At 61.4% G+C, this 18,775-nt stretch carries 12 protein-coding genes, 2 tRNA genes and 1 riboswitch; of the genes, 8 read left to right on the forward strand and 6 right to left on the reverse strand.

Annotation, left to right across the window (positions count from 1 at the left end):
* The 3 genes from CCR95_RS23455 to CCR95_RS23465 form a co-directional block, all read left to right on the forward strand.
* The coding region (locus CCR95_RS23455; protein ID WP_276570251.1) for an IS4 family transposase at window positions 1-164 on the forward strand (164 nt) is incomplete at its 5' end.
* Between the two features lie 655 nt (window positions 165-819).
* On the forward strand, window positions 820-1,704 hold the full coding sequence (gene folD, locus CCR95_RS23460) for a bifunctional methylenetetrahydrofolate dehydrogenase/methenyltetrahydrofolate cyclohydrolase FolD (RefSeq protein ID WP_201098982.1): 885 nt from the start codon (window positions 820-822) through the stop codon (window positions 1,702-1,704).
* A 144-nt stretch (window positions 1,705-1,848) separates the two neighbouring features.
* On the forward strand, window positions 1,849-2,283 hold the full coding sequence (locus CCR95_RS23465; RefSeq protein ID WP_201098961.1) for a PGPGW domain-containing protein: 435 nt from the start codon (window positions 1,849-1,851) through the stop codon (window positions 2,281-2,283).
* 304 nt (window positions 2,284-2,587) lie between these two features.
* Here the strand turns inward: CCR95_RS23465 and CCR95_RS23470 are convergent.
* Both CCR95_RS23470 and CCR95_RS23475 read right to left on the reverse strand, forming a co-directional pair.
* Window positions 2,588-2,672 (reverse strand) — tRNA-Leu (locus CCR95_RS23470).
* A 175-nt stretch (window positions 2,673-2,847) separates the two neighbouring features.
* Window positions 2,848-2,921: transfer RNA gene (locus tag CCR95_RS23475), tRNA-Cys, on the reverse strand.
* Window positions 2,922-3,305: 384 nt separating this feature from the next.
* Between CCR95_RS23475 and CCR95_RS23480 the strand changes: the two genes are divergently transcribed.
* From CCR95_RS23480 to CCR95_RS23490, 3 genes are all read left to right on the forward strand, one after another.
* Window positions 3,306-4,304, forward strand: coding sequence for a DUF58 domain-containing protein (locus CCR95_RS23480; RefSeq protein WP_201098963.1), 999 nt, complete (start codon window positions 3,306-3,308; stop codon window positions 4,302-4,304).
* Window positions 4,276-6,273, forward strand: a complete 1,998-nt coding sequence (locus tag CCR95_RS23485) for a transglutaminase TgpA family protein (RefSeq protein ID WP_201098965.1) — start codon at window positions 4,276-4,278, stop codon at window positions 6,271-6,273. Before CCR95_RS23480 ends, CCR95_RS23485 begins: the two co-directional genes overlap by 29 nt.
* A gap of 136 nt (window positions 6,274-6,409) precedes the next feature.
* On the forward strand, window positions 6,410-6,994 hold the full coding sequence (locus CCR95_RS23490; RefSeq protein WP_201098967.1) for a c-type cytochrome: 585 nt from the start codon (window positions 6,410-6,412) through the stop codon (window positions 6,992-6,994).
* A gap of 46 nt (window positions 6,995-7,040) precedes the next feature.
* Here CCR95_RS23490 and CCR95_RS23495 read toward each other — a convergent pair whose 3' ends face one another.
* The 3 genes from CCR95_RS23495 to CCR95_RS23505 form a co-directional block, all read right to left on the reverse strand.
* Window positions 7,041-8,027, reverse strand: coding sequence for a cytochrome-c peroxidase (locus CCR95_RS23495; protein ID WP_201098969.1), 987 nt, complete (start codon window positions 8,025-8,027; stop codon window positions 7,041-7,043).
* A 184-nt stretch (window positions 8,028-8,211) separates the two neighbouring features.
* Window positions 8,212-8,826 carry a hypothetical protein gene (locus CCR95_RS23500; protein ID WP_242523460.1) on the reverse strand — a complete coding sequence of 205 codons (615 nt, stop codon included), beginning with the start codon at window positions 8,824-8,826 and terminating at the stop codon, window positions 8,212-8,214.
* A gap of 34 nt (window positions 8,827-8,860) precedes the next feature.
* Complete coding sequence (locus CCR95_RS23505) at window positions 8,861-10,975, reverse strand: GGDEF/EAL domain-containing response regulator (protein WP_242523461.1); 2,115 nt, start codon at window positions 10,973-10,975, stop codon at window positions 8,861-8,863.
* A 161-nt stretch (window positions 10,976-11,136) separates the two neighbouring features.
* Window positions 11,137-11,303: riboswitch (TPP riboswitch) on the forward strand.
* A gap of 221 nt (window positions 11,304-11,524) precedes the next feature.
* On the opposite strand from CCR95_RS23505, the gene thiC reads away from it, so the two are divergent.
* Window positions 11,525-13,417: a phosphomethylpyrimidine synthase ThiC gene (thiC, locus tag CCR95_RS23510; protein WP_201098976.1), complete on the forward strand. Its 1,893-nt coding sequence runs from the start codon at window positions 11,525-11,527 to the stop codon at window positions 13,415-13,417.
* Window positions 13,418-13,989: 572 nt separating this feature from the next.
* On the forward strand, window positions 13,990-16,713 hold the full coding sequence (gene polA / locus CCR95_RS23515; protein ID WP_201098978.1) for a DNA polymerase I: 2,724 nt from the start codon (window positions 13,990-13,992) through the stop codon (window positions 16,711-16,713).
* 88 nt (window positions 16,714-16,801) lie between these two features.
* On the opposite strand, the gene CCR95_RS23520 is transcribed toward polA, so the two are convergent.
* Entirely contained in the window at window positions 16,802-18,430 is a 1,629-nt protein-coding gene (locus tag CCR95_RS23520) for a glycosyltransferase family 4 protein (RefSeq protein WP_201098980.1), read from the reverse strand.
* Between the last annotated feature and the right edge of the window lie 345 nt (window positions 18,431-18,775).

Raw genomic sequence — 18,775 nt, forward strand, 5'->3', positions numbered from 1 at the left:
ACGAGGTGATGCGCCTCATCGCCCGTCTCGGCGGGTTTCTCGGGCGCAAGGGCGATGGCGAGCCCGGTTTGAAGACGATCTGGCTGGGCATGCAGCGCATCATGGACTTCGCCGCCGGGATCAAATATGCCAGGGAGATGCCGGACACGGAAAGTTGTGCGTAATGGGATGCATTGAAGGCCGCTTACCGCTGGAAGATGTGCTCACCGTGCTGCGCCGCCATGACGTGAGCATCACGACTGAACCTGCCTCGGATGGAACCGTCTGCTACACGCTCGTATCCGATGAGGTCGCGGAGAGGTCGCGGAGGTTCAATTTCTTCCCGATCCGGTGGGCGGCATGATGGTCAAGTACCTAGCGCGCAAGTTCGGTATCAACACCGTGGAGTTCTACTACTTTCGCCAGCTTGACGCCCAGCGCGAGCAGCCGCCATTGCATTGAGCCGCCCGTTCATGATTTATGAAAACGACTGAATCTAGCGGTGACGAAATGCGCTCGGAGTACAAACGCGAGGATTTAGGAGTTAGTGTGCGTGGAAAACACTATCAATCCTATATGGAGTCGCATAATCTCGTCCTGTTAAGACCTGAAGTGGCTGAAGCTTTTCCATCAGAGGAAGCCGTGAATGAGGCGCTATTGTCTCTTATCAGAACAGCAAAGGCATCAACAAGCCCGCGCAGCAGGATGCGGTGACGAAGGAACCGCATCAATCGCGATAGATGCCACCGAAGCGCGGTAGGCTGGGGTGAACGAGAGTGAACCCCAGCATCAACTCGGCGTCGTTTTGATGTGGTTTCGATATCGCATCCAAGGATCACTATGAGCGTACAAATACTTGATGGTAAGTCTATCGCCGCGGACATTCGCGCGGTCATCAAAAACAGAGTGGCCGTCCTTCGATCAGCGGGAGGGCGTCCTCCAGGGTTGGCCGTCATCCTGGTCGGAGAGAATCCCGCCTCGCAGATCTATGTCCGCAGCAAAAGCAGCGCCTGCGCCGAAGTTGGCTTTCATTCGGAGATGCACACGCTCCCAACCACCACCAGCCAGTCCGAACTGATTGACTTGATTGATCGGCTCAATGCCGATGCCCGGATCGACGGCATTCTGGTCCAGCTTCCATTGCCAAATCAGGTGAATGAGGAAGCCGTCATCGAGCGCATTCTGCCCACCAAAGATGTCGACGGTTTCCACCCCTATAATATTGGCCGACTGGCACTTCGGATGCCTTTGCTCCGGCCTTGCACGCCGAAAGGTGTGATGACGATGCTGGAGCGGACCGGCCAGCCCTTGGCGGGCCTGGATGCGGTTGTGATCGGCCAGTCCAATATCGTCGGGCGGCCCATGGCGCTGGAACTCCTTGCGGCTCGCTGCACGGTCACCATTTGCCACAGCCGAACCAAGGATTTGGCCGAGAAAGTTCGTGGCGCAGATCTGCTCGTCGCCGCTGTCGGACGTGCGCGCTTTGTTCCGGGAGACTGGATCAAGAAAGGCGCCATCCTGATCGATGTCGGCATCAACCGCGGCGAGGATGGCAAACTGGTCGGAGATATAGACTTTGCTACCTGTTCCGTGCGTGCTTCTTGGATCACCCCAGTTCCCGGCGGGGTTGGCCCCATGACCATCGCAAGCCTGCTGGAAAATACTCTTCAGGCCGCAGAATTACACGCGAACATGAGCGTCTGGGAGACGGACGGAAAACCCTGAGTTTAGGACTCAAGCCATCTATCGGAATTTTGCCGGTGTATGAGACGATTTGGGCGACACTCACCCAAAGGCTTGAATGCGCTCTCTCGGAACTCTCTTCGGCGCATACATCCTGAGGAAACCACAACTCGGCGGGAGGTATGAATGCTCGACGGTCTCCTGATTTGGATCGAGAGCCATCCGGCACTGATCATCGGGGTCGCGGGGCTGTCCGTCGCCACCTTTGCGGGCTCCCTGCTCGCCCTGCCGTTTTTGGTCTCGCGTCTTCCTGTGGATTATTTCAGCGATCCACGGCGTCATCGCAACCGTCTCGGGCAAGATCGCCCCCTCGTCTATTTCATACTCCGCGGGTTCAAGAACGTATTGGGCTGGGCACTCATCCTGTCCGGTATCCTCATGCTGGTTCTGCCGGGTCAGGGCCTACTGACCATCATCATCGGGCTGATTCTGAGCGATTTTCCGGGCAAATTCACCCTAGAGCGCCGTCTCGCCAGCAGGCCAAGAATCCTCGGCGCCATCAATTGGCTACGTCGACTTCGCGGGCACCATCCCCTACTAGCACCTTGTCAGGATGAATGACCCCGGAGGCCACTGTGAGAGCACGCCACTAGAGCTGAAAACGAATCTTATCTGTCACGGGTGGCGGGAAGACTTTAACCGTACTGGCACGACAGGCCATCGAATTTATGCCATTCATGCGGAGAGCGTGTAGGCAAAATATCCAGACCGTATCCTGCTTAAAACAGGATCGCCATCACACCGGCCACGAATGGTGCCAAACCAGTCGAAGAGCGTGTACTCAAATAGAGGCTGGAGCGCTGGCCGAGGATCGCCACGATCTGGGGTGTGGACGCCAGTTTTGGCGAGACAGGAAACGTAAAGATGGTGCCCGGAGCCGGGGTCGAACCGGCACGACCGAAGTCGAGGGATTTTAAGTCCCTTGCGTCTACCAATTTCGCCACCCGGGCGGCTGGGGAGATGGGCTTAGATTAACGGGTCATCAAGTTTTTTGAGGATAACGGATCTAACCTGCGATGATTCCGATGGTCTTGTGCGTATGGCAACCTGCTTGAACAATCGAAGCGAAACAAACGATGAAGGATGTGGTTTAAATCAGGGATTTGAAAATTAGACACAAGAGAATGGAGGCTGAGGAGGGAATCGAACCCCCGTGCGCGGCTTTGCAGGCCACTGCATAACCACTCTGCCACTCAGCCCTAGAAGAATATTATATTCACCTCGCAGTCTTTTGTCACGCGATGGCTTGTCAGCGCCGCAATTCTTGGTTTGTGATCGCAGTGGGTCTCTTATTACAGGACAGTGATCTATCGGCCACGAAGTGGTAATCATCGCCATGAAAACAGCATGTTTCTGGATAGTGTGTGGAGATCTGCTCGCTCGACTTGTCAAAACTGGGAATTTTTCTTGTCAGCGGGTGCGGCCCAAAGTGACGCGCCTAGCACATCTGTCACGCAGCTTGCCTGATCCGATCCTGCCAAAGGTTTTTGGCGCTTGAGAACAGCGCCCCAGGCACGATACAAGCGTGAGCGCAGGCTATAGCGAATATGCCTGTTGATTGACCAAGCGGAGCAACTTTATTCATGATCAAATTGTTAAACCAAGCCAAAGCCTGGCTGACGTGTTACGCCAAAAACCTGCTGCACCATGTGCCAACCGGTCTGGATGGCGTGGCGCGGGTAGGCGCGCGACAGATCTACATCCTGCCGACACGCACCGGGTTAATGTTCGGATCCGTGCTGCTGTTGATGCTGCTGGGATCGCTGAATTATCAGAATAACCTCGGCCTGCTCTTCACTTTCTTCCTGGCCTCGGTGGGCTTGGTGGCGATGCACCACGCATGGTTCAATCTACTCGGAATCGCGGTTCAGGCTCGGGGCGGCCCACCTGTCTTTTCCGGGGAGACCGCGATGATCGATGTCTCCCTGCTCGCGGAGGGACGACGGGCGCGTCATGACATCCAAGCACGCAAAGGGCATGACACCGCTTTGCCGGTGCATGTGCCCGGCGGGAATCAGCGGCGTGTGTCACTCGGCCTTCCGACGACGCGGCGCGGTCTGCTGACTATCGAAACGATGACGATCGAGACCCAGCATCCAATGCGGCTTTTTCGTGCCTGGTGTTATATTGCCACAGACGCATCGACTCTGATCTATCCAGCGCCTGCGCGGCACGCGCCCGATCCAGGGTATGCTGCGGGCGATGCGCGCCTCCCGGATCGTACTGGTGGCGAGGGGGCAGACGATTACCTTGGCTCGCGCAATTATCGTCACGGCGATTCGCCGCGGCAGATCGACTGGAAGGCGTTCGCCCGCGAACGCGGGCTGGTGGTCAAGCAGTTCGGCGGCGATCAGGGACAGGAGGTCTGGATCGATTGGTCGCGACTCGCCGCGCCCGATCCCGAGGTTCGGCTCGGTTTGCTGACACGCCAGATCCTGGATGTCAGCGAGTCCGGGGTTCGCTTCGGGCTGCGTCTGCCCGGCGCGGTCGAGGGGCTTGCGCAGGGCGCGGCCCATGTTCAGCGGTGTCTCACCCGATTGGCCCTCTTCGACCATGCGCACGCCACCGATCCCGTCCGTTGAGCGGCCCGATGCCGCGCAGATACTGGCGCTCACGCTGCTGGTGATCGCCGCCTGTCTGCCGCTGGCGCGTTACCTCCACTGGCAGATCAGCGCCTTTCTGCTGCTGCTGTTTGCCGTCCGGCTGGTCGGTCTGAAATGGCGCGCGGCCATCCCCGGCGCCTGGCTGCGCGCGCTGCTGACGCTCGCCGGGGTCGCCAATTGTCTGTACGCCAATCACACCCTGGTCGGTCAGGACGGCGGGACGGCACTGTTCGCGACCATGCTCGCGCTCAAGCTGCTGGAATTGAAAACGAAGCGCGATCTCCGGCTGACCGGCATCCTGATCGGCTTTTTGATCGTCATCCAGTTCCTCTTCGACCAATCGTTTCCGCTGGCGATCTATCTCGGCGTCATGGCGTTCGGCGCGGTCGCGCTGTTGGTCGATCTCAACGGCGGGCTGGGGGACGGGCGACCGCGCGCGACCTTGCGCGTGGCCGCCAGTCTGTCGCTCCAGGCGCTGCCGCTCACGCTGGTGCTCTTTGTCCTGTTTCCGCGCCTGAGCGCGCCGCTGTGGAGCCTGGGGCTCGACGCGGGACAGGCCATGACCGGGATGTCGGACTCCATGGAGCCCGGCGCCATCAGCGAACTCGTCCTCAACGGCGAATTGGCCTTTCGGGTGCGTTTCGATGCCGCGCCGCCGAGCCCGAATCAACTGTACTGGCGCGGCCCGGTGCTGTGGGAGATGGACGGACGGCGCTGGTCGCCTGGCCCGCTTCCGGCCAAGGGCGCCGATCTGCCCGAACTGGAGGAATCCGCCAACCCCATCGACTATGAAATCGTCCTGGAACCGACCCAAAAGACCTGGCTGTTCGCGTTGGATATGCCGACGAGCGCACCCGACGATGCCTTCATCAACCCCGACTTTCAGTTGCTGTCGCGCCAACCGATCAATTCGGTCAAGCGCTATCGGGTGCGTTCCGCGCTCGACTATCGGACCGCCGAACCGGATGCGCGCCAACGCGACCGGGCGCTGCAACTGCCCGACAACATCACCCCGCGCATGCGCGAGCTGGTGGCGGGCTGGCGGACCCGCGCCGACGGCGATTGGGACCTGGTCCGGCAGGGACTGGCCTTCTTCAATCGCGAGTCGTTCCATTACACCTTAATGCCGCCCCGGCTCGGCGCGAACCCGGCGGACGAATTTCTGTTCGAGACCCGTCGCGGATTCTGCGAGCACTATGCCAGCAGCTTCGCGCTCTTGATGCGCGTCGGCGGCGTCCCCTCGCGGATCGTGCTCGGGTATCTCGGGGCCGAAACCAACCGGATCGGCGGTTATCAGATGGTCTGGCAGTCCGACGCCCATGCCTGGGTGGAGGTGCTGATCGAGGGGCGCGGCTGGGTCCGGGTCGATCCCACCGCCGCGGTCGATCCCGCGCGGGTGGACAACCGCGGCGCTTCGCGCATTCTTGGCGCTGGCACCTCGGTCCGCTTCAGCCTGGATCAGGCTGGCGCGCTCGTCCGGTTCGCGCGCAACCTGCGGCTGCTGGCCGATACCCTGGACGCCACCTGGCAAAACTGGGTGCTCGATTTCTCGGCGGAGGATCAGTTTGCACTGCTGGATCGGCTCGGACTTGGGGCGTTTCGGGAATACGGACTCGCGGTCCTGATGGTGCTCGCGGTGTCGCTGACCCTGGCGGTTCTCCTGCTCGCGCTGCTGCGGACTCCAGCGGCAAAGGATCCGCTCGACGCACACTACGCCCGGTTCTGCCAACGGCTTGCCCGCGCCGGCCTGCCCCGTCGACACACCGAAGGCCCCAGCGATTTTGGGCGTCGCATCATGACGCAGCGCCCGGATCTGACCAGTTCCATAAGCCGCTTCCTCGCGCTTTATATCCCCGCGCGCTTCAGTCCGAATTCACCCCAAAAAATTATCGAAGACCTCGCGAAACAATTGCGTGAGTTTCATCCACGTTACAAGCGCCCTCGTTGATACGGATCATCATAACGTGTGTTCGACAAGGACGTGCCCAGACTTAACTTTCTGCGACCTTCTGGAGACGTTCATTAAGGGACCACGAATGAAGCTGCCAGTGAGAAACACACGTTGCCTGTTATGGCTGCTCCCCATGAGTGCGCTGTTCTCGGCCGGCTTGCAGGCGAACATGCTGGCTCAGAGCTGCTATGGCTGCCACGGACCGAATGGCGTCAGCGAGGCAGAACATATACCGTCGATTGCTGGGTTCAACTTCCAGTATTTCTACGCCACGATGCGGGCGTTCAAGAAAGGCCGTCGCCATTCCACGATCATGGATCGCATCGCCAGGGGCTATAAGACCAGCCAGTTGCAGGAGATGGCCCTCTTTTTCGGCGCTCAGCCCTGGACCGGCAAACCGGTGAACGTCGATCCTCAATTGGCCGAACGTGGCCGGGATCTCCACGCGGAGTATTGCGAAAAATGCCACAAGCAGAACGGCTACTTTCAGGACAAGGAGACGCCTCCGCTCGCGGGTCAGGCCAAAGGATACCTGCTGTTCCAAATGACCGACTATCGCGTGGCGGCTACCGTGATGACCCAACCAGCGTTGATGCAGGAGCGCCTGGAAAAGTTGTCCGATGAAGATCTGATGGCGCTCAGTGAATTTTACGCCAGCCGCCTGAACCAGACGCCGCAAGAAGCAACGCCTGACCAATCGGTGTCGGTTGGACAATAATCAAAAAAAGGCCGGCTCACGCCGGCCCTGTCGCACGCGTCTGCGCTCAGTCGAACGGTTTGGGTTGGGGCGTGTTGTCCGAAGACGGCGGCAGCATCGGCAGCGCGAAGCTGGGCTGATCGCCGGTCAGCGTCTTCAGGAAGGCAACGATCCGGGTATTTTCCTCGTCGCTGAACTTTTTACCCAACTGCAGGCGTCCCATGATGTCGACGGCCTCGGTCAGGGTCTCGGCCTCGCCGTCGTGAAAGTAGGGATAGGTCAGCGCCACGTTGCGCAGCGTCGGCACCTTGAAATTGAAGCGGTCAGCGTCTTTCCCGGTGACCGCGATACGGCCTTCGGACGGGTTCGTGCTGATATACGGCTCGACGACTCCCATTTTCTGGAAGGTGCGTCCACCGGCGGCGGCGCCGTTGTGGCAGGCGACACAGCCGCTTTCCTTGAACAGCTTGTAGCCGGCAAGTTCGTCCGCCGTCAGTGCCTCCTCGTCGCCCAACAGCCAATGGTCGAAGCGGGAGTTCGGGGTGACCAGCGTCTCCTCGAACTCGGCGATGGCCTCCGTGACCTTGTCGATGTCGATCCCGTCTTCCCCATAGACCAGTTTGAATGCGTTGACGTACTCCGGAATCGATTCCAGCACGGAGACCGCCACCGTATGGGTAAAGGCCATTTCGCCTGGGTTGGCGATCGGGCCACCGGCCTGTTCTTTCAAGTCCGCGGCCCGGCCATCCCAGAACTGTGCAATGTTTAGGCTGGAGTTCAGCACCGTGGGGGCATTGATCGGACCCTTCTGCCAGTTGTGGCCGATCGAGGTCTTCAGGTTGTCGGTACCCCCCATGCTCAGATTGTGGCAGGAGTTGCAGGAGATGAAACCTGACTTGGAAAGGCGGGGGTCGAAATACAGCTTCTTCCCAAGCTCTGCCTGGGCCAGATTGATCTCCTGGGCGGGCCGGATCGGAGTGATCGGCTCAGCGGCAAACGCTGAAACCAAGGGAACGGCTGCAAGCAGCGCGGCGACGAGAGGTTCGCGGGTCATCTCATTGTCTCCTCAGGTGTGGGTGAAAACTCGCGCCTATGTCCTAAGGCCGGGAAGCTCGTGAAAATCAGATGAGTGTAGTCTGTCTGGCGCCGCCGAACGTTGAGTTCGCTCAACGTCGGGTGCTGTATAAACCGCCCGTCGCTTCCCAGCCGGTCAAACGGCTCGATGTCGTCTACGCTCTTCAATCCCGCACGTAAAAATGACGCCACCCAGTCCCGCTCGCCGCTTGCAGCAGATCGAGCAGCGCATCGGTTGGCATCGCCTCCCCCGGAAAGACCTCTTCGATCAGAATCGCCCGCCGTCCGAATCCGCCCTGTTCCTTCCAGTCCCACTGCCAGGGCGGCCGGGTTGCGCCACAGCTCGGACAGGTAACGCCCTGGTCCGGCTGGCTTGCCCACCGCGCGGTGCGTTCGCGCCAGTCCTCCAATCGCCCACGACAATCCCGGCAGCGCGGAGGCCGCGTGTTGCGTCCGGCGTACAGTCGCGGATGGGGCGCGAGCGGCGGAAAACGAAGATGGCAGAAGGGCGAGCGGGGATCGGGCGCGGTCGCGATCTTGACCGCGCAGCCCGTAAAGGACACCAGGCGCAGAAAACTGGCGCCGATGCAGTAGGCAGCTCCAGAGGGGGCTGTCCCGAGCCTGTCCGACCGTCCCTCCAGCCGCTCGCCGATCAAGTCAGCGTGGGCCATGGCCGCGATCAGCGCATCGCCGTCCGGACTGGCGTTGGGATCTTCGGTCGTCAGAATCAGTCGGCCGGTATGGTTGGCGATCACCGCACCCAGTCGAGCGGACGCCATGGCGTCATCCAGGGAACCGCTGTTTCGGTCGGAATCAATGGTCATCGGACGGACGACGCTGGAAGTCGAAGCTCAGCTCGGCACTGGGGATTTGCAGGAAATTCCCCTGGAGGTAATCCGGCCGGCAATTCCAGACGCGGGCGATGGTGGCCTGGTCCTCGATGCCGGCGACAATCACGGCGATGCCCTGCTCTCGCAGGTGCTCGATCATCTCGATCAACTGCCCCTGCTCGGTGTTGTCAATGGTCTGGAAAGACAGTTTCGCGAACTTTGCTCCGAGCCTGCCGAGCAAGGACACTTCTTCCGTGGTCCCGGAGACATTCGCCACACAAACCTGGATACCATAGGTCCGAAGACGCTCCAGCACGGGGATCGCGGCGAGGATATTCCGATGCAAATCGCTCATCTGGAATTCAAACAGCGGGCTCAACTGGATCAGGTCGCGCTGGACGACCTGATCGCGAAACCAGGGGATCCAATCCGGTTCCGCCAGCGTGGCGATGGTTTGATGCACCAGAAGCCGCAGCCTCGATTTGTCCGGCGCGCCATCGAAGGACTGGGTCTGGCGCTGGCGGTCCATCACCTCCAATGCCTGTTCCAGCACCCAGCGGTCGATCCGCGGCATCAACTTGCCACGCGCCGCGACGGGTAGAAAATCGGCTGGCGGAATTTGTTCGCCGTCCAGCGTCCGGAGCCTGAGCTGGGCCTCGTAGACGGTGCCTTTGGCTGGGTCGAGCGGCATGATCGGCTGAAACAGAAGGATCAGGCCATTCTGGGCGAGCGCGGTCGTCATCAGCCGTTGAATCATGGCGTCGGATTCGGGCGCTCCGTCGGGCGCCACCACCGGCGTCCAGACGCGCAACTGATTGCCGCCGGCTTGACGGGCGATGGCCGCTGCCTTTTCTCCCCTGGAGATCATGGTGATGGCATCCCCGGCGCTCGGCAGGAAGAGCCCGATTCCGATACTGACCGTGATGCCGACATCCTTCGCCGGTTTCTCCGGTTTGACCTTCGCCAGCAGCGCGCACAGCTTTCTGGCCAGATCCTGCAATTGCACCCTCGTTTCCCGCTTTGCGATCAGCGCATAACGGCAGTCATCCAGGCGCGTCGCGCTTTCCCGGGTCGTCATGTGATAGCTGAACTGAATTTCCATCTGGCGCAACATCTTCTCGACGCCGCCGAGTCCCAGGGCCGCCAGGATGCGCGGGTAGTCGTCGATCTCGATGACCAGCAGTCCGCGGCCCTCGCTCTCGCTTGCTTCGGAACGGCTGATCCAGTCCAGGTGCCGCATGAAGACATCGCGGGGCAGGAAGCCGTTGGCGCTCTCGCGGCGATTGTCCAGGGTGCGCCGGTCCTGCAGCCAGCGCGACATCCGGATGCGGTGCTCGACGGCACCGATCAACTGTTTGCGACGGACCGGTTTGGCGATAAAGCCGTCGCCGCCCGCCTTGAGCGCCTCCAGTTGCTTGTCGAGATCGGTTTCCGCCGAGAGAAAGAGGATGGGAATTCCAAAAAGTTCGTCATGATCACGAATGATGGCCGCCATTTCGGCACCGCTCGCGCCTGGCATGTAAAGATCCATGAGGATCAGGTTGGGCCGGAACGCCTGCATCCGGCCCAGAAGCTTCATCGGATCCTCGACCACCAGCGTCTCCATGCCGGCATTCGCGAGCAGGACCGCGATATATTTGGCCTGGGCCGGATCGTCCTCGACCACGAGAATGCGGTAACGGCTCGTCTCGACCACGCCGCACATCCGGATGATCCGACTGGCCAGGCGGCGGGGCGGGACCGGCGCCAGCACATAGCTGTTGGCGCCCGCGCGCATGGCCGCCAGCCGATGCTCCATGGTCTCGCCGCCGGCCTTCCGGCTGGCGAGACAGATGACGCCGGGGCGCTGCCGAACGGAGCGGAAGAGTCCGTCGAGAAAGCGTTCCAACCCACTGGCGCCGGCGATGTGGGTCATGTCGAGCAGCAGGGCGGCCGGCGGCGCGCGCCCGAACGCCTGTAACAGGTCGACGAGACTTGCGAAGGCCGTCAGGTGCAAGTCTCTTGGTTCGAGCAGAGGCGCCAGGTCGGTTAGCAAACTCTGATCGGCCCCGAGATAATAGACGCGGCGGCCAGTTTCCGTGAGGGTGAGAGTTGTCATGGTCGTGAAGAACCTGTCGTCGTGGAGCGAGCGATCACCAGGGATTTTCGTATTGACAGAGGAGCCCGCCAGCATGATGAAACGCTGACGTGCGTTACGCAATTCAGACCAGCGGGAATTGCGGTTGAAATCACCGCCGCCTTTCGCTAGTTTCAACCACTGTAGGCTGCTGGGGGTGCCCTCGATGGCCCGCTGTCTCTGAATTTTCGGTGTCTGGAACCTGAGCGTCCAACCCATATTCAATCGACAGCGCTCGTTGCGGGCTGAGAAAAGACCCTTTGAACCTGATCCGGGTCATGCTGGCGCAGGAAAGCAGGCGAAGGAAATGGCACGAATGGAGAAAACTCCGCTGAACGGGAACGCATGCCCGATCCCATGACAATTGGGAGCGCATGGCCCGGACAGCGGCGACGCCTCCGGCATTCCCGTTTTCCGTCCGACTTCCCCGCTGATCCAGTCAAATTCCGGTCTTTCCGAGCGTCCCCTGCCGCTACGCACCGATCGATCTTTGGCGCCCACCGCGCCCCGTTTCAGCCTTGAGGACATCAGATGAGCGCCATTTCACAAGACTTCGTCCGCACCACCGCCCGGCTCTCCGAGGAGGTGACCGCACCCTTTCCGAACTCCCGCAAGGTCTATGTGACAGGTTCGCGCCCCGACCTGCGCGTGCCCATGCGCGAGGTGACCCTGACCCCGACCCAGACCAGCCAGGGCGAGGAGGAAAACCCGCCGGTCATGTTTTATGACACCTCCGGTCCCTACACCGATCCGCACGCCCGCATCGATCTCATGGCCGGTCTCGCCGACCTGCGCTCGACCTGGATCGAGGAGCGTGGCGACACCGAATTCCTGACCGGCCCGACCTCCGCCTTCGGCCACGCGCGCCAGAGCGATCCGACGCTGGCCTATCTGCGGTTCGAGCATCTGCGCACCCCGCGCCGCGCCAAGGCCGGGCGGAACGTCACCCAGATGCACTATGCCCGCCAGGGGATCGTCACCCCCGAGATGGAATATGTCGCCATCCGCGAAAACCTGCGGCTCGACGAACTGCGCGCCGATCCGCGCTATGCCAAGGTATTGCGTCAGCATCCCGGCCACGCCTTCGGCGCCAACCTGCCCGATCTGATCACCCCCGAATTCGTCCGCGACGAGATCGCCCGCGGTCGCGCCATCCTCCCGGCCAACATCAACCATCCGGAAGTCGAGCCGATGATCATCGGGCGCAATTTCCGGGTGAAGATCAACACCAACATCGGCAACTCGGCACTGAGTTCGTCGATCGAGGAAGAGGTCGAGAAGATGGTCTGGTCGGCGCGCTGGGGCGGCGACACCCTGATGGATCTCTCGACCGGCAAGAACATCCACGAGACGCGCGAATGGATCCTGCGCAACGCCCCCATGCCGATCGGTACCGTGCCCATCTATCAGGCGCTCGAAAAAGTGGACGGCAAACCCGAGGAATTGACCTGGGAGCTAATGCGCGACACGCTCATCGAACAGGCCGAACAGGGCGTGGACTATTTCACCATCCATGCCGGCGTGCTGCTGCGTTACGTGCCGCTGACCGCCGACCGGCTCACCGGCATCGTTTCGCGCGGCGGCTCCATCCTCGCCAAATGGTGTCTGGCCCACCATCAGGAGAATTTTCTCTACACCCATTTCGGCGAGATCTGCGAGATCATGAAGGCCTATGACGTGACCTTCAGCCTGGGCGACGGACTGCGCCCCGGCTCCATCGCCGACGCCAACGACCGCGCCCAGTTCGCCGAACTCGAAACCCTCGGCGAGCTGACCCGGTTCGCCTGGGAGCAGGATGTCCAGGTCATGATCGAAGGCCCCGGCCATGTGCCGCTGCAAATGATCCAGGAGAACATGACCAAGGAGTTGGCGGACTGTTATGAAGCGCCCTTCTACACCCTCGGCCCGCTGATCACCGACATCGCCCCCGCCTACGATCACATCACCTCCGGCATCGGCGCCGCCAACATCGGCTGGTACGGCACCGCCATGCTCTGCTATGTCACGCCCAAGGAGCATCTGGGTCTGCCCAACAAGCAGGACGTGCGCGACGGCATCGTCACCTACAAGATCGCCGCCCATGCAGCCGATCTGGCCAAGGGTCTGCCCGGCGCGCAGATCCGCGATAACGCGCTCTCCAAGGCGCGCTTCGAGTTCCGCTGGGAGGACCAGTTCAACCTCTCTCTCGATCCCGACCGCGCCCGCGAATATCACGATCAGACCATGCCCCACGCCACGCACAAGGTCGCCCATTTCTGCTCCATGTGCGGACCGCATTTCTGTTCGATGAAGATTACCCAGGATGTGCGCGATTATGCGCAGGCGCATCGGATCGAGAACATCGAGGTCGCGGTGGCAACAGGCATGCAGGAAAAAGCGCGGGAGTTCCGGGAGGAAGGCGCGACAATCTACAAGGAGGTTTAAGCCGCCGGAACTGATCCATGGCGAGGCGCGTTGATTTTCCCCCGCTGAGTGCGGATCCAGTCTTTCAGGAACTGAACCGGTGAGACGTACCCGAGGGTGGAGTGCATACGCTTGCGGCTGTAAAACACTTCAATGTACGCGAAGGCGATCGCCTGGTCGCGACGCGGGTGGCGCACGCGGATGCGCGAGCACGGCATCCGCGTGCGCCACCCGCGCCTTGCTGGCCAAGAAGCCCCGTACCCGCCGCTCTCGCACCCTGCGCGGGTTACCGTAGGCGCCCTTGATCTCCGCATGAATAGACGGAATCAGGGCCAGCCTCTGGCGGTCGGTCAGCCCTTTGCGATCGAGCTTGTCACCGCGCTTCCAGGCCCGGTCGCCGCTGACGCTGACCTCGAGAACCTCACAGAGCTCGTTCAGGGCGAATGACTGGCAGTGCGCATCGATCTTCGCGCCAGGGCCATTGAGCTGACCGGCATCGGGAAGACTAATTTTCGGGGGAGCCTCAAACGCGGCTTGTGCTAACGTTCGGGCATTCGCCCCCAGAGGGACGCACCATCTGATCGAGACGCCCCATGCCACCCAAATACCCCTTGATCCTGGTCGATGCCTCCGGCTATCTGTTCCGCGCCTATCACGCGCTGCCCAAGCTGACCAATTCCAAAGGCGAGCCGACCGGCGCCCTGCTGGGCGTGCTCAACATGCTGCGCAAGCTGATCGAGGAGCATCGGCCCGAGTATCTCGGGGTGATTTTCGACGCCGCTGGCAAGAGCTTTCGCAACGATCTCTATCCTGCGTACAAGGCGCATCGCCCGCCGATGCCGGAGGATCTGCGCGCACAGATCCAGCCGCTGCAAGCCGTGATCAAGGCCATGGGTCTACCGCTGCTGGTCATTCCGGACGTCGAGGCCGACGATGTCATCGGCACGCTCGCCACCCAGGCTGCCGCCGCTGGCATCCCGACCCTGATCTCGACCGGCGACAAGGACATGGCGCAACTCGTGGACGCGCATGTCACCCTGGTCAACACCATGACTGACACCCTGCTGGATCCGTCCGGGGTGCGAGAGAAGTTTGGCGTCCCGCCCGAGCGTATCGTCGACTATCTGAGCCTGATGGGCGACAGCGCCGACAATATCCCCGGCGTGCCGAAGTGCGGCGAAAAGACCGCCGCGAAATGGATCGCCGAATACGGCGGGCTGGAGGGCGTGATCGCCAACGCAGGGACGATCAAGGGCAAGATCGGGGAAAACCTGCGTGCGGCGCTCGACCAGTTACCGCTGTCGCGCCAGCTCACCACCATCCGGCGCGACGTCCCGCTGGAGTATGGCCCCACAGATTTGCGCCGGACCCCGCCCGACGTTGAAACCCTGCGCGGCTGGTACGAACGCTTCGAGTCGCGCCGCCTGCTCGCGACCCTCGACGGAATCGCCCGGCAGGCCGACACGACGCAAACGCCCGCGCCAGCCCCCCCGGCGGCCCTGCCCCACGTCAACTATGACCTGATCCTCGCCCAGGAGGCTTTCGAGATCTGGATGACGCGCCTGGAATCGGCAGCGCTGTTTGCATTTGATACCGAGACCACCGGTCTCGACTACATGCGCGCCGATCTGGTCGGCCTGTCCTTCGCCATCGAGCCCGGCCAGGCGGCCTATGTTCCGGTCGCGCACGCCTATCCCGGCGTCCCGGATCAGCTCGACCGCAACCGGATTCTGGCCCGATTGAAACCGCTCCTGGAAGACGCCAGCCGCGCCAAGGTCGGCCAGAACCTCAAATACGACATGAGCGTGCTGGCGCACCATGGCATCGAGCTGCGCGGTATCGCCCACGACACCATGCTCGAAAGCTATGTGCTCGACAGCACCGCCACACGGCACAACATGGACGCGCTGGCCAAGAAATATCTGGACTACGACACGGTGCATTTCGAGGACATCGCGGGCAAAGGCGTCAAACAGCTCAGCTTCGATCAGATCCCGCTGGAGCAAGCCGGCCACTATGCCGCCGAGGACGCGGACATCGCGCTACGGCTGCATCGGACCTTCTGGCCCCGACTGGAGGCAATTCCTTCGCTGACACGGCTCTATCAATCCATCGAGATGCCGCTGGTCCCCATCCTGTCGCGGATCGAGCGCACCGGGGTGAACATCGACAGCGATCTGCTGGCCCGTCAGAGCCAGGATCTGGGCCGGCGCATCGCTGAGTTGGAGATTCAGGCTTACGAGGCCGCCGGCCATCCGTTCAACATCGGCTCGCCCAAGCAGATCGGCGCGATCTTCTTCGAGGAGTTGGGTCTGCCGGTGCTCGCCAAGACCCCCAAGGGCGCGCCGTCCACCTCCGAGGACGTATTGGAGCGACTGGCCGCGGACGGGCATCAACTCCCCGGTCTCATCCTCCAGCACCGCGGTCTGTCGAAACTCAAATCCACCTATACCGACAAACTGCCCCAGATGGTCAACCCCGCGACCGGACGGGTGCATACCTCCTACCATCAGGCGGTCGCCGCCACCGGGCGGCTGTCCTCCAGCGATCCGAATCTGCAGAACATCCCCATCCGCACCGAGGAAGGCCGGCTGATCCGCCGCGCCTTCATCCCGGAGCCGGGATACCGGATCCTCGCCGCCGACTACTCGCAGATCGAGCTGCGGATCATGGCCCATCTGTCCGGCGACGAGCGGCTGCTCAACGCCTTCGCCACCGGTCAGGACATCCACCGCGCCACGGCGGCGGAGATTCTGGGTCTTGCGCCCGAGGCGGTGACCGGCGAACAGCGTCGTTCGGCCAAGGCGATCAATTTCGGGCTCATCTATGGCATGTCGGCCTTCGGACTGGCGCGCCAGCTCGGCATCGAACGCGGCGCGGCGCAGGAGTACGTGGACCGCTATTTCGCCCGCTATCCGGGGGTGCGGGCGTTCATGGACCACATCCGTACCCAGGCCCGCGAGGATCGCTATGTCGAAACCCTCTTCGGGCGCCGTCTCTATCTCGCCGACATCGGTCACAGCAACCAGGGGCGGCGCGCGGGCGCCGAACGCACCGCCATCAACGCCCCTATGCAGGGCACGGCCGCCGACATCATCAAGCGCGCCATGATCGCGGTGGATCGCTGGATTCAGTTGGAACGCCCGCCGGTGCGCATGATCATGCAGGTCCACGATGAACTGGTGTTTGAGGTAGCGGAGGCTGCCATCGACAGCGCCAGCGCGCGGATTCGGGACGCCATGGAGTCGGCGGCCGAACTGACGGTTCCGCTGATCGTCGAGATCGGCGTCGGAGGAAATTGGGACGAGGCGCATTGAACAGCGCCCAGCGCGGGATGCTTGGACGGTTTCCGGGAAAGTTTGCAGCAGAATCAACGCTTCCAATGGACCGTTTCCGGAAATCGCCTTAAAGCCGGGTTAGCCCTTTCACAAGAAGAACCCCCAGAGCAGTCATGACACCAATCCGCAACGAATCCCAGGGACGTTTCCGCTCGGTGATCAAGACCTCGATCGCATAAAAGAGAATGATGCACTGCAACGCCACGAATCCGATCTGCTCGAATTTGTCATCGGACAAAGTCGGCACGACGAATGCGATCAGCAGAATCAGCATATCCAATGGACTTACCTGAAAGTTGACCGCGGAAAAACGGATCCAGAGCGCGGTCAGAACGCTAATGGCGAAGAACAAGCTCAGGACCAGATGGGAGTGGGATCCATCCAAGGACTCCGCCGCGAAGTAGACCACTGTCACCGCTGTCACATTGGCCGAGAGACGCTCAATCCACGAAGTGGCTGCCGATGGCAATCGCAAGGCCAGCAGCAGGCTCACGAACAGGAGACTTGCTGCGAGCACCACGATATCGAAGCCGATTGCCGGCGCGGCAAAGGCTCCCAGCACCAGAATCAGAGGGATGACCAGGGTCAGAATCAGATAAGGGGCTCTGACAAGCAGCTTGTTTCGAATGGCGATCAACAGTGAATCCGAGATCAAGTCCTGGCGCTCGGATCTCAAGTGCAAGGAACCCATTCGCGCTTCGCGACGGCAAAGAAAATCGACACCGCCCAAGGCCGCCAAGCAAAACAGCGCATAGGCGCCAATCACCACGATATCGGCGCTATAGCGCAGCAGATAGGCAAGCAGGATCAAGAGTGCCTGGGCGGAATAGACCAGCGCCACCGCCTTGGGCTGATTCAGCCCCGCGCTCAGCAAGCGATGATGCAGATGTAATCGGTCCGGCGAAAAAGGCGAGCGTCCATCGGCGATCCGTCGGATCATCACCGTCAGCGTATCGAGGATCGGAACCCCCAGAATCAGGATCGGGATCAATCTGCTCACGGCGGAGTCTTCGCGCTGGGTGACGATGAGAGCCAGCGCGCCTGTCGCGAAGCCCAAAAACTGACTCCCGGTATCGCCCATGAAAATCTGGGCCGGATTGGTATTGAAGCGTAAAAAACCGAAAGTGGCGCCCATGATGGCGAATGCGACCATCAGCGCGGCGGTGTCGCCGCATTGGTATGCCAGCACGGACAAACCGCCAAGCGCGAGCAGACTGACCCCACCGGCCAATCCGTCAAGTCCGTCGGACAGATTGACCGCATTGGTGATGCCGATCAGGACAAAAATCGTCAGGGGTAGCGCCAGCGGATACGCAAGCGGGCCATCGCCGAAGAAGGGGATATCCTGGATCAGGACATCGCCGCCGAGGGTCAAAATCAGCGCCGCGAGGAACTGGCCAAGCAGCTTGATCCGATAGTGCAGGTTAAAACGATCATCCATGACACCGAACACAAACAGCAGACCGAGCGCGACCAGGAAGGCAGCAAGATCCTGGCGCATCGGCACCCACAGCAGGATCGAGGTGAGAGAACCGATCGCGATCGCGATCCCGCCGGTCCGCGGAATGATCGCGTGATGGATTTTACGCTCGCCAGGTTGATCGACGAGCCCCAGGAGTGCAGCGTATCGCGCCAGCGGCGGGACCAGGAGCATCGAGACGAAAAGCGCTAACACCAGAACGTAGATGGCTTGCATGACTGAATCGCTCGTTACCTTTTCACGATGCTTCCAGCGCCTGGCCCCATGGCCGCCGTGGCTGAAACCTGCACTAAGGTATGTGCGCGACAGTATAACCCAAGCAAGGAGCGCCAGCGTTCACCTCTGACGCGAGCCCTTGCATCCGTCGTCACTCTGGACGCCCCCAAACAAAAACCGCCGCTCCCCCAATCGGGGCGCGGCGGCTGCAAGCGACTTCAACTACATTTCAACATCGGCGAGGAAATAGCCCACCTCCTCCTTGCCATGAGCGATTTCGCTATCCTTCGACTGTTCTTCCTGGACCCACATCTCGACGCTCTCCGGGTTGAGCCCTTTCCAGCG

The organism is Thiocystis minor (genome assembly GCF_016653465.1).
Taxonomy (GTDB): domain Bacteria; phylum Pseudomonadota; class Gammaproteobacteria; order Chromatiales; family Chromatiaceae; genus Chromatium; species Chromatium minus.

Bases quoted from the DNA above. Each gene is read 5' to 3' on its own strand.
- polA (WP_201098978.1), top strand. From the start codon at position 13,990: ATGCCACCCAAATACCCCTTGATCCTGGTCGATGCCTCCGGCTATCTG.
- CCR95_RS23520 (WP_201098980.1), bottom strand. From the start codon at position 18,430: ATGCAAGCCATCTACGTTCTGGTGTTAGCGCTTTTCGTCTCGATGCTC.
- CCR95_RS23480 (WP_201098963.1), top strand. From the start codon at position 3,306: ATGATCAAATTGTTAAACCAAGCCAAAGCCTGGCTGACGTGTTACGCC.
- thiC (WP_201098976.1), top strand. From the start codon at position 11,525: ATGAGCGCCATTTCACAAGACTTCGTCCGCACCACCGCCCGGCTCTCC.
- CCR95_RS23495 (WP_201098969.1), bottom strand. From the start codon at position 8,027: ATGACCCGCGAACCTCTCGTCGCCGCGCTGCTTGCAGCCGTTCCCTTG.
- CCR95_RS23505 (WP_242523461.1), bottom strand. From the start codon at position 10,975: ATGACAACTCTCACCCTCACGGAAACTGGCCGCCGCGTCTATTATCTC.
- CCR95_RS23490 (WP_201098967.1), top strand. From the start codon at position 6,410: ATGAGTGCGCTGTTCTCGGCCGGCTTGCAGGCGAACATGCTGGCTCAG.
- CCR95_RS23500 (WP_242523460.1), bottom strand. From the start codon at position 8,826: ATGGCGTCCGCTCGACTGGGTGCGGTGATCGCCAACCATACCGGCCGA.
- CCR95_RS23485 (WP_201098965.1), top strand. From the start codon at position 4,276: ATGCGCACGCCACCGATCCCGTCCGTTGAGCGGCCCGATGCCGCGCAG.
- CCR95_RS23465 (WP_201098961.1), top strand. From the start codon at position 1,849: ATGCTCGACGGTCTCCTGATTTGGATCGAGAGCCATCCGGCACTGATC.
- folD (WP_201098982.1), top strand. From the start codon at position 820: ATGAGCGTACAAATACTTGATGGTAAGTCTATCGCCGCGGACATTCGC.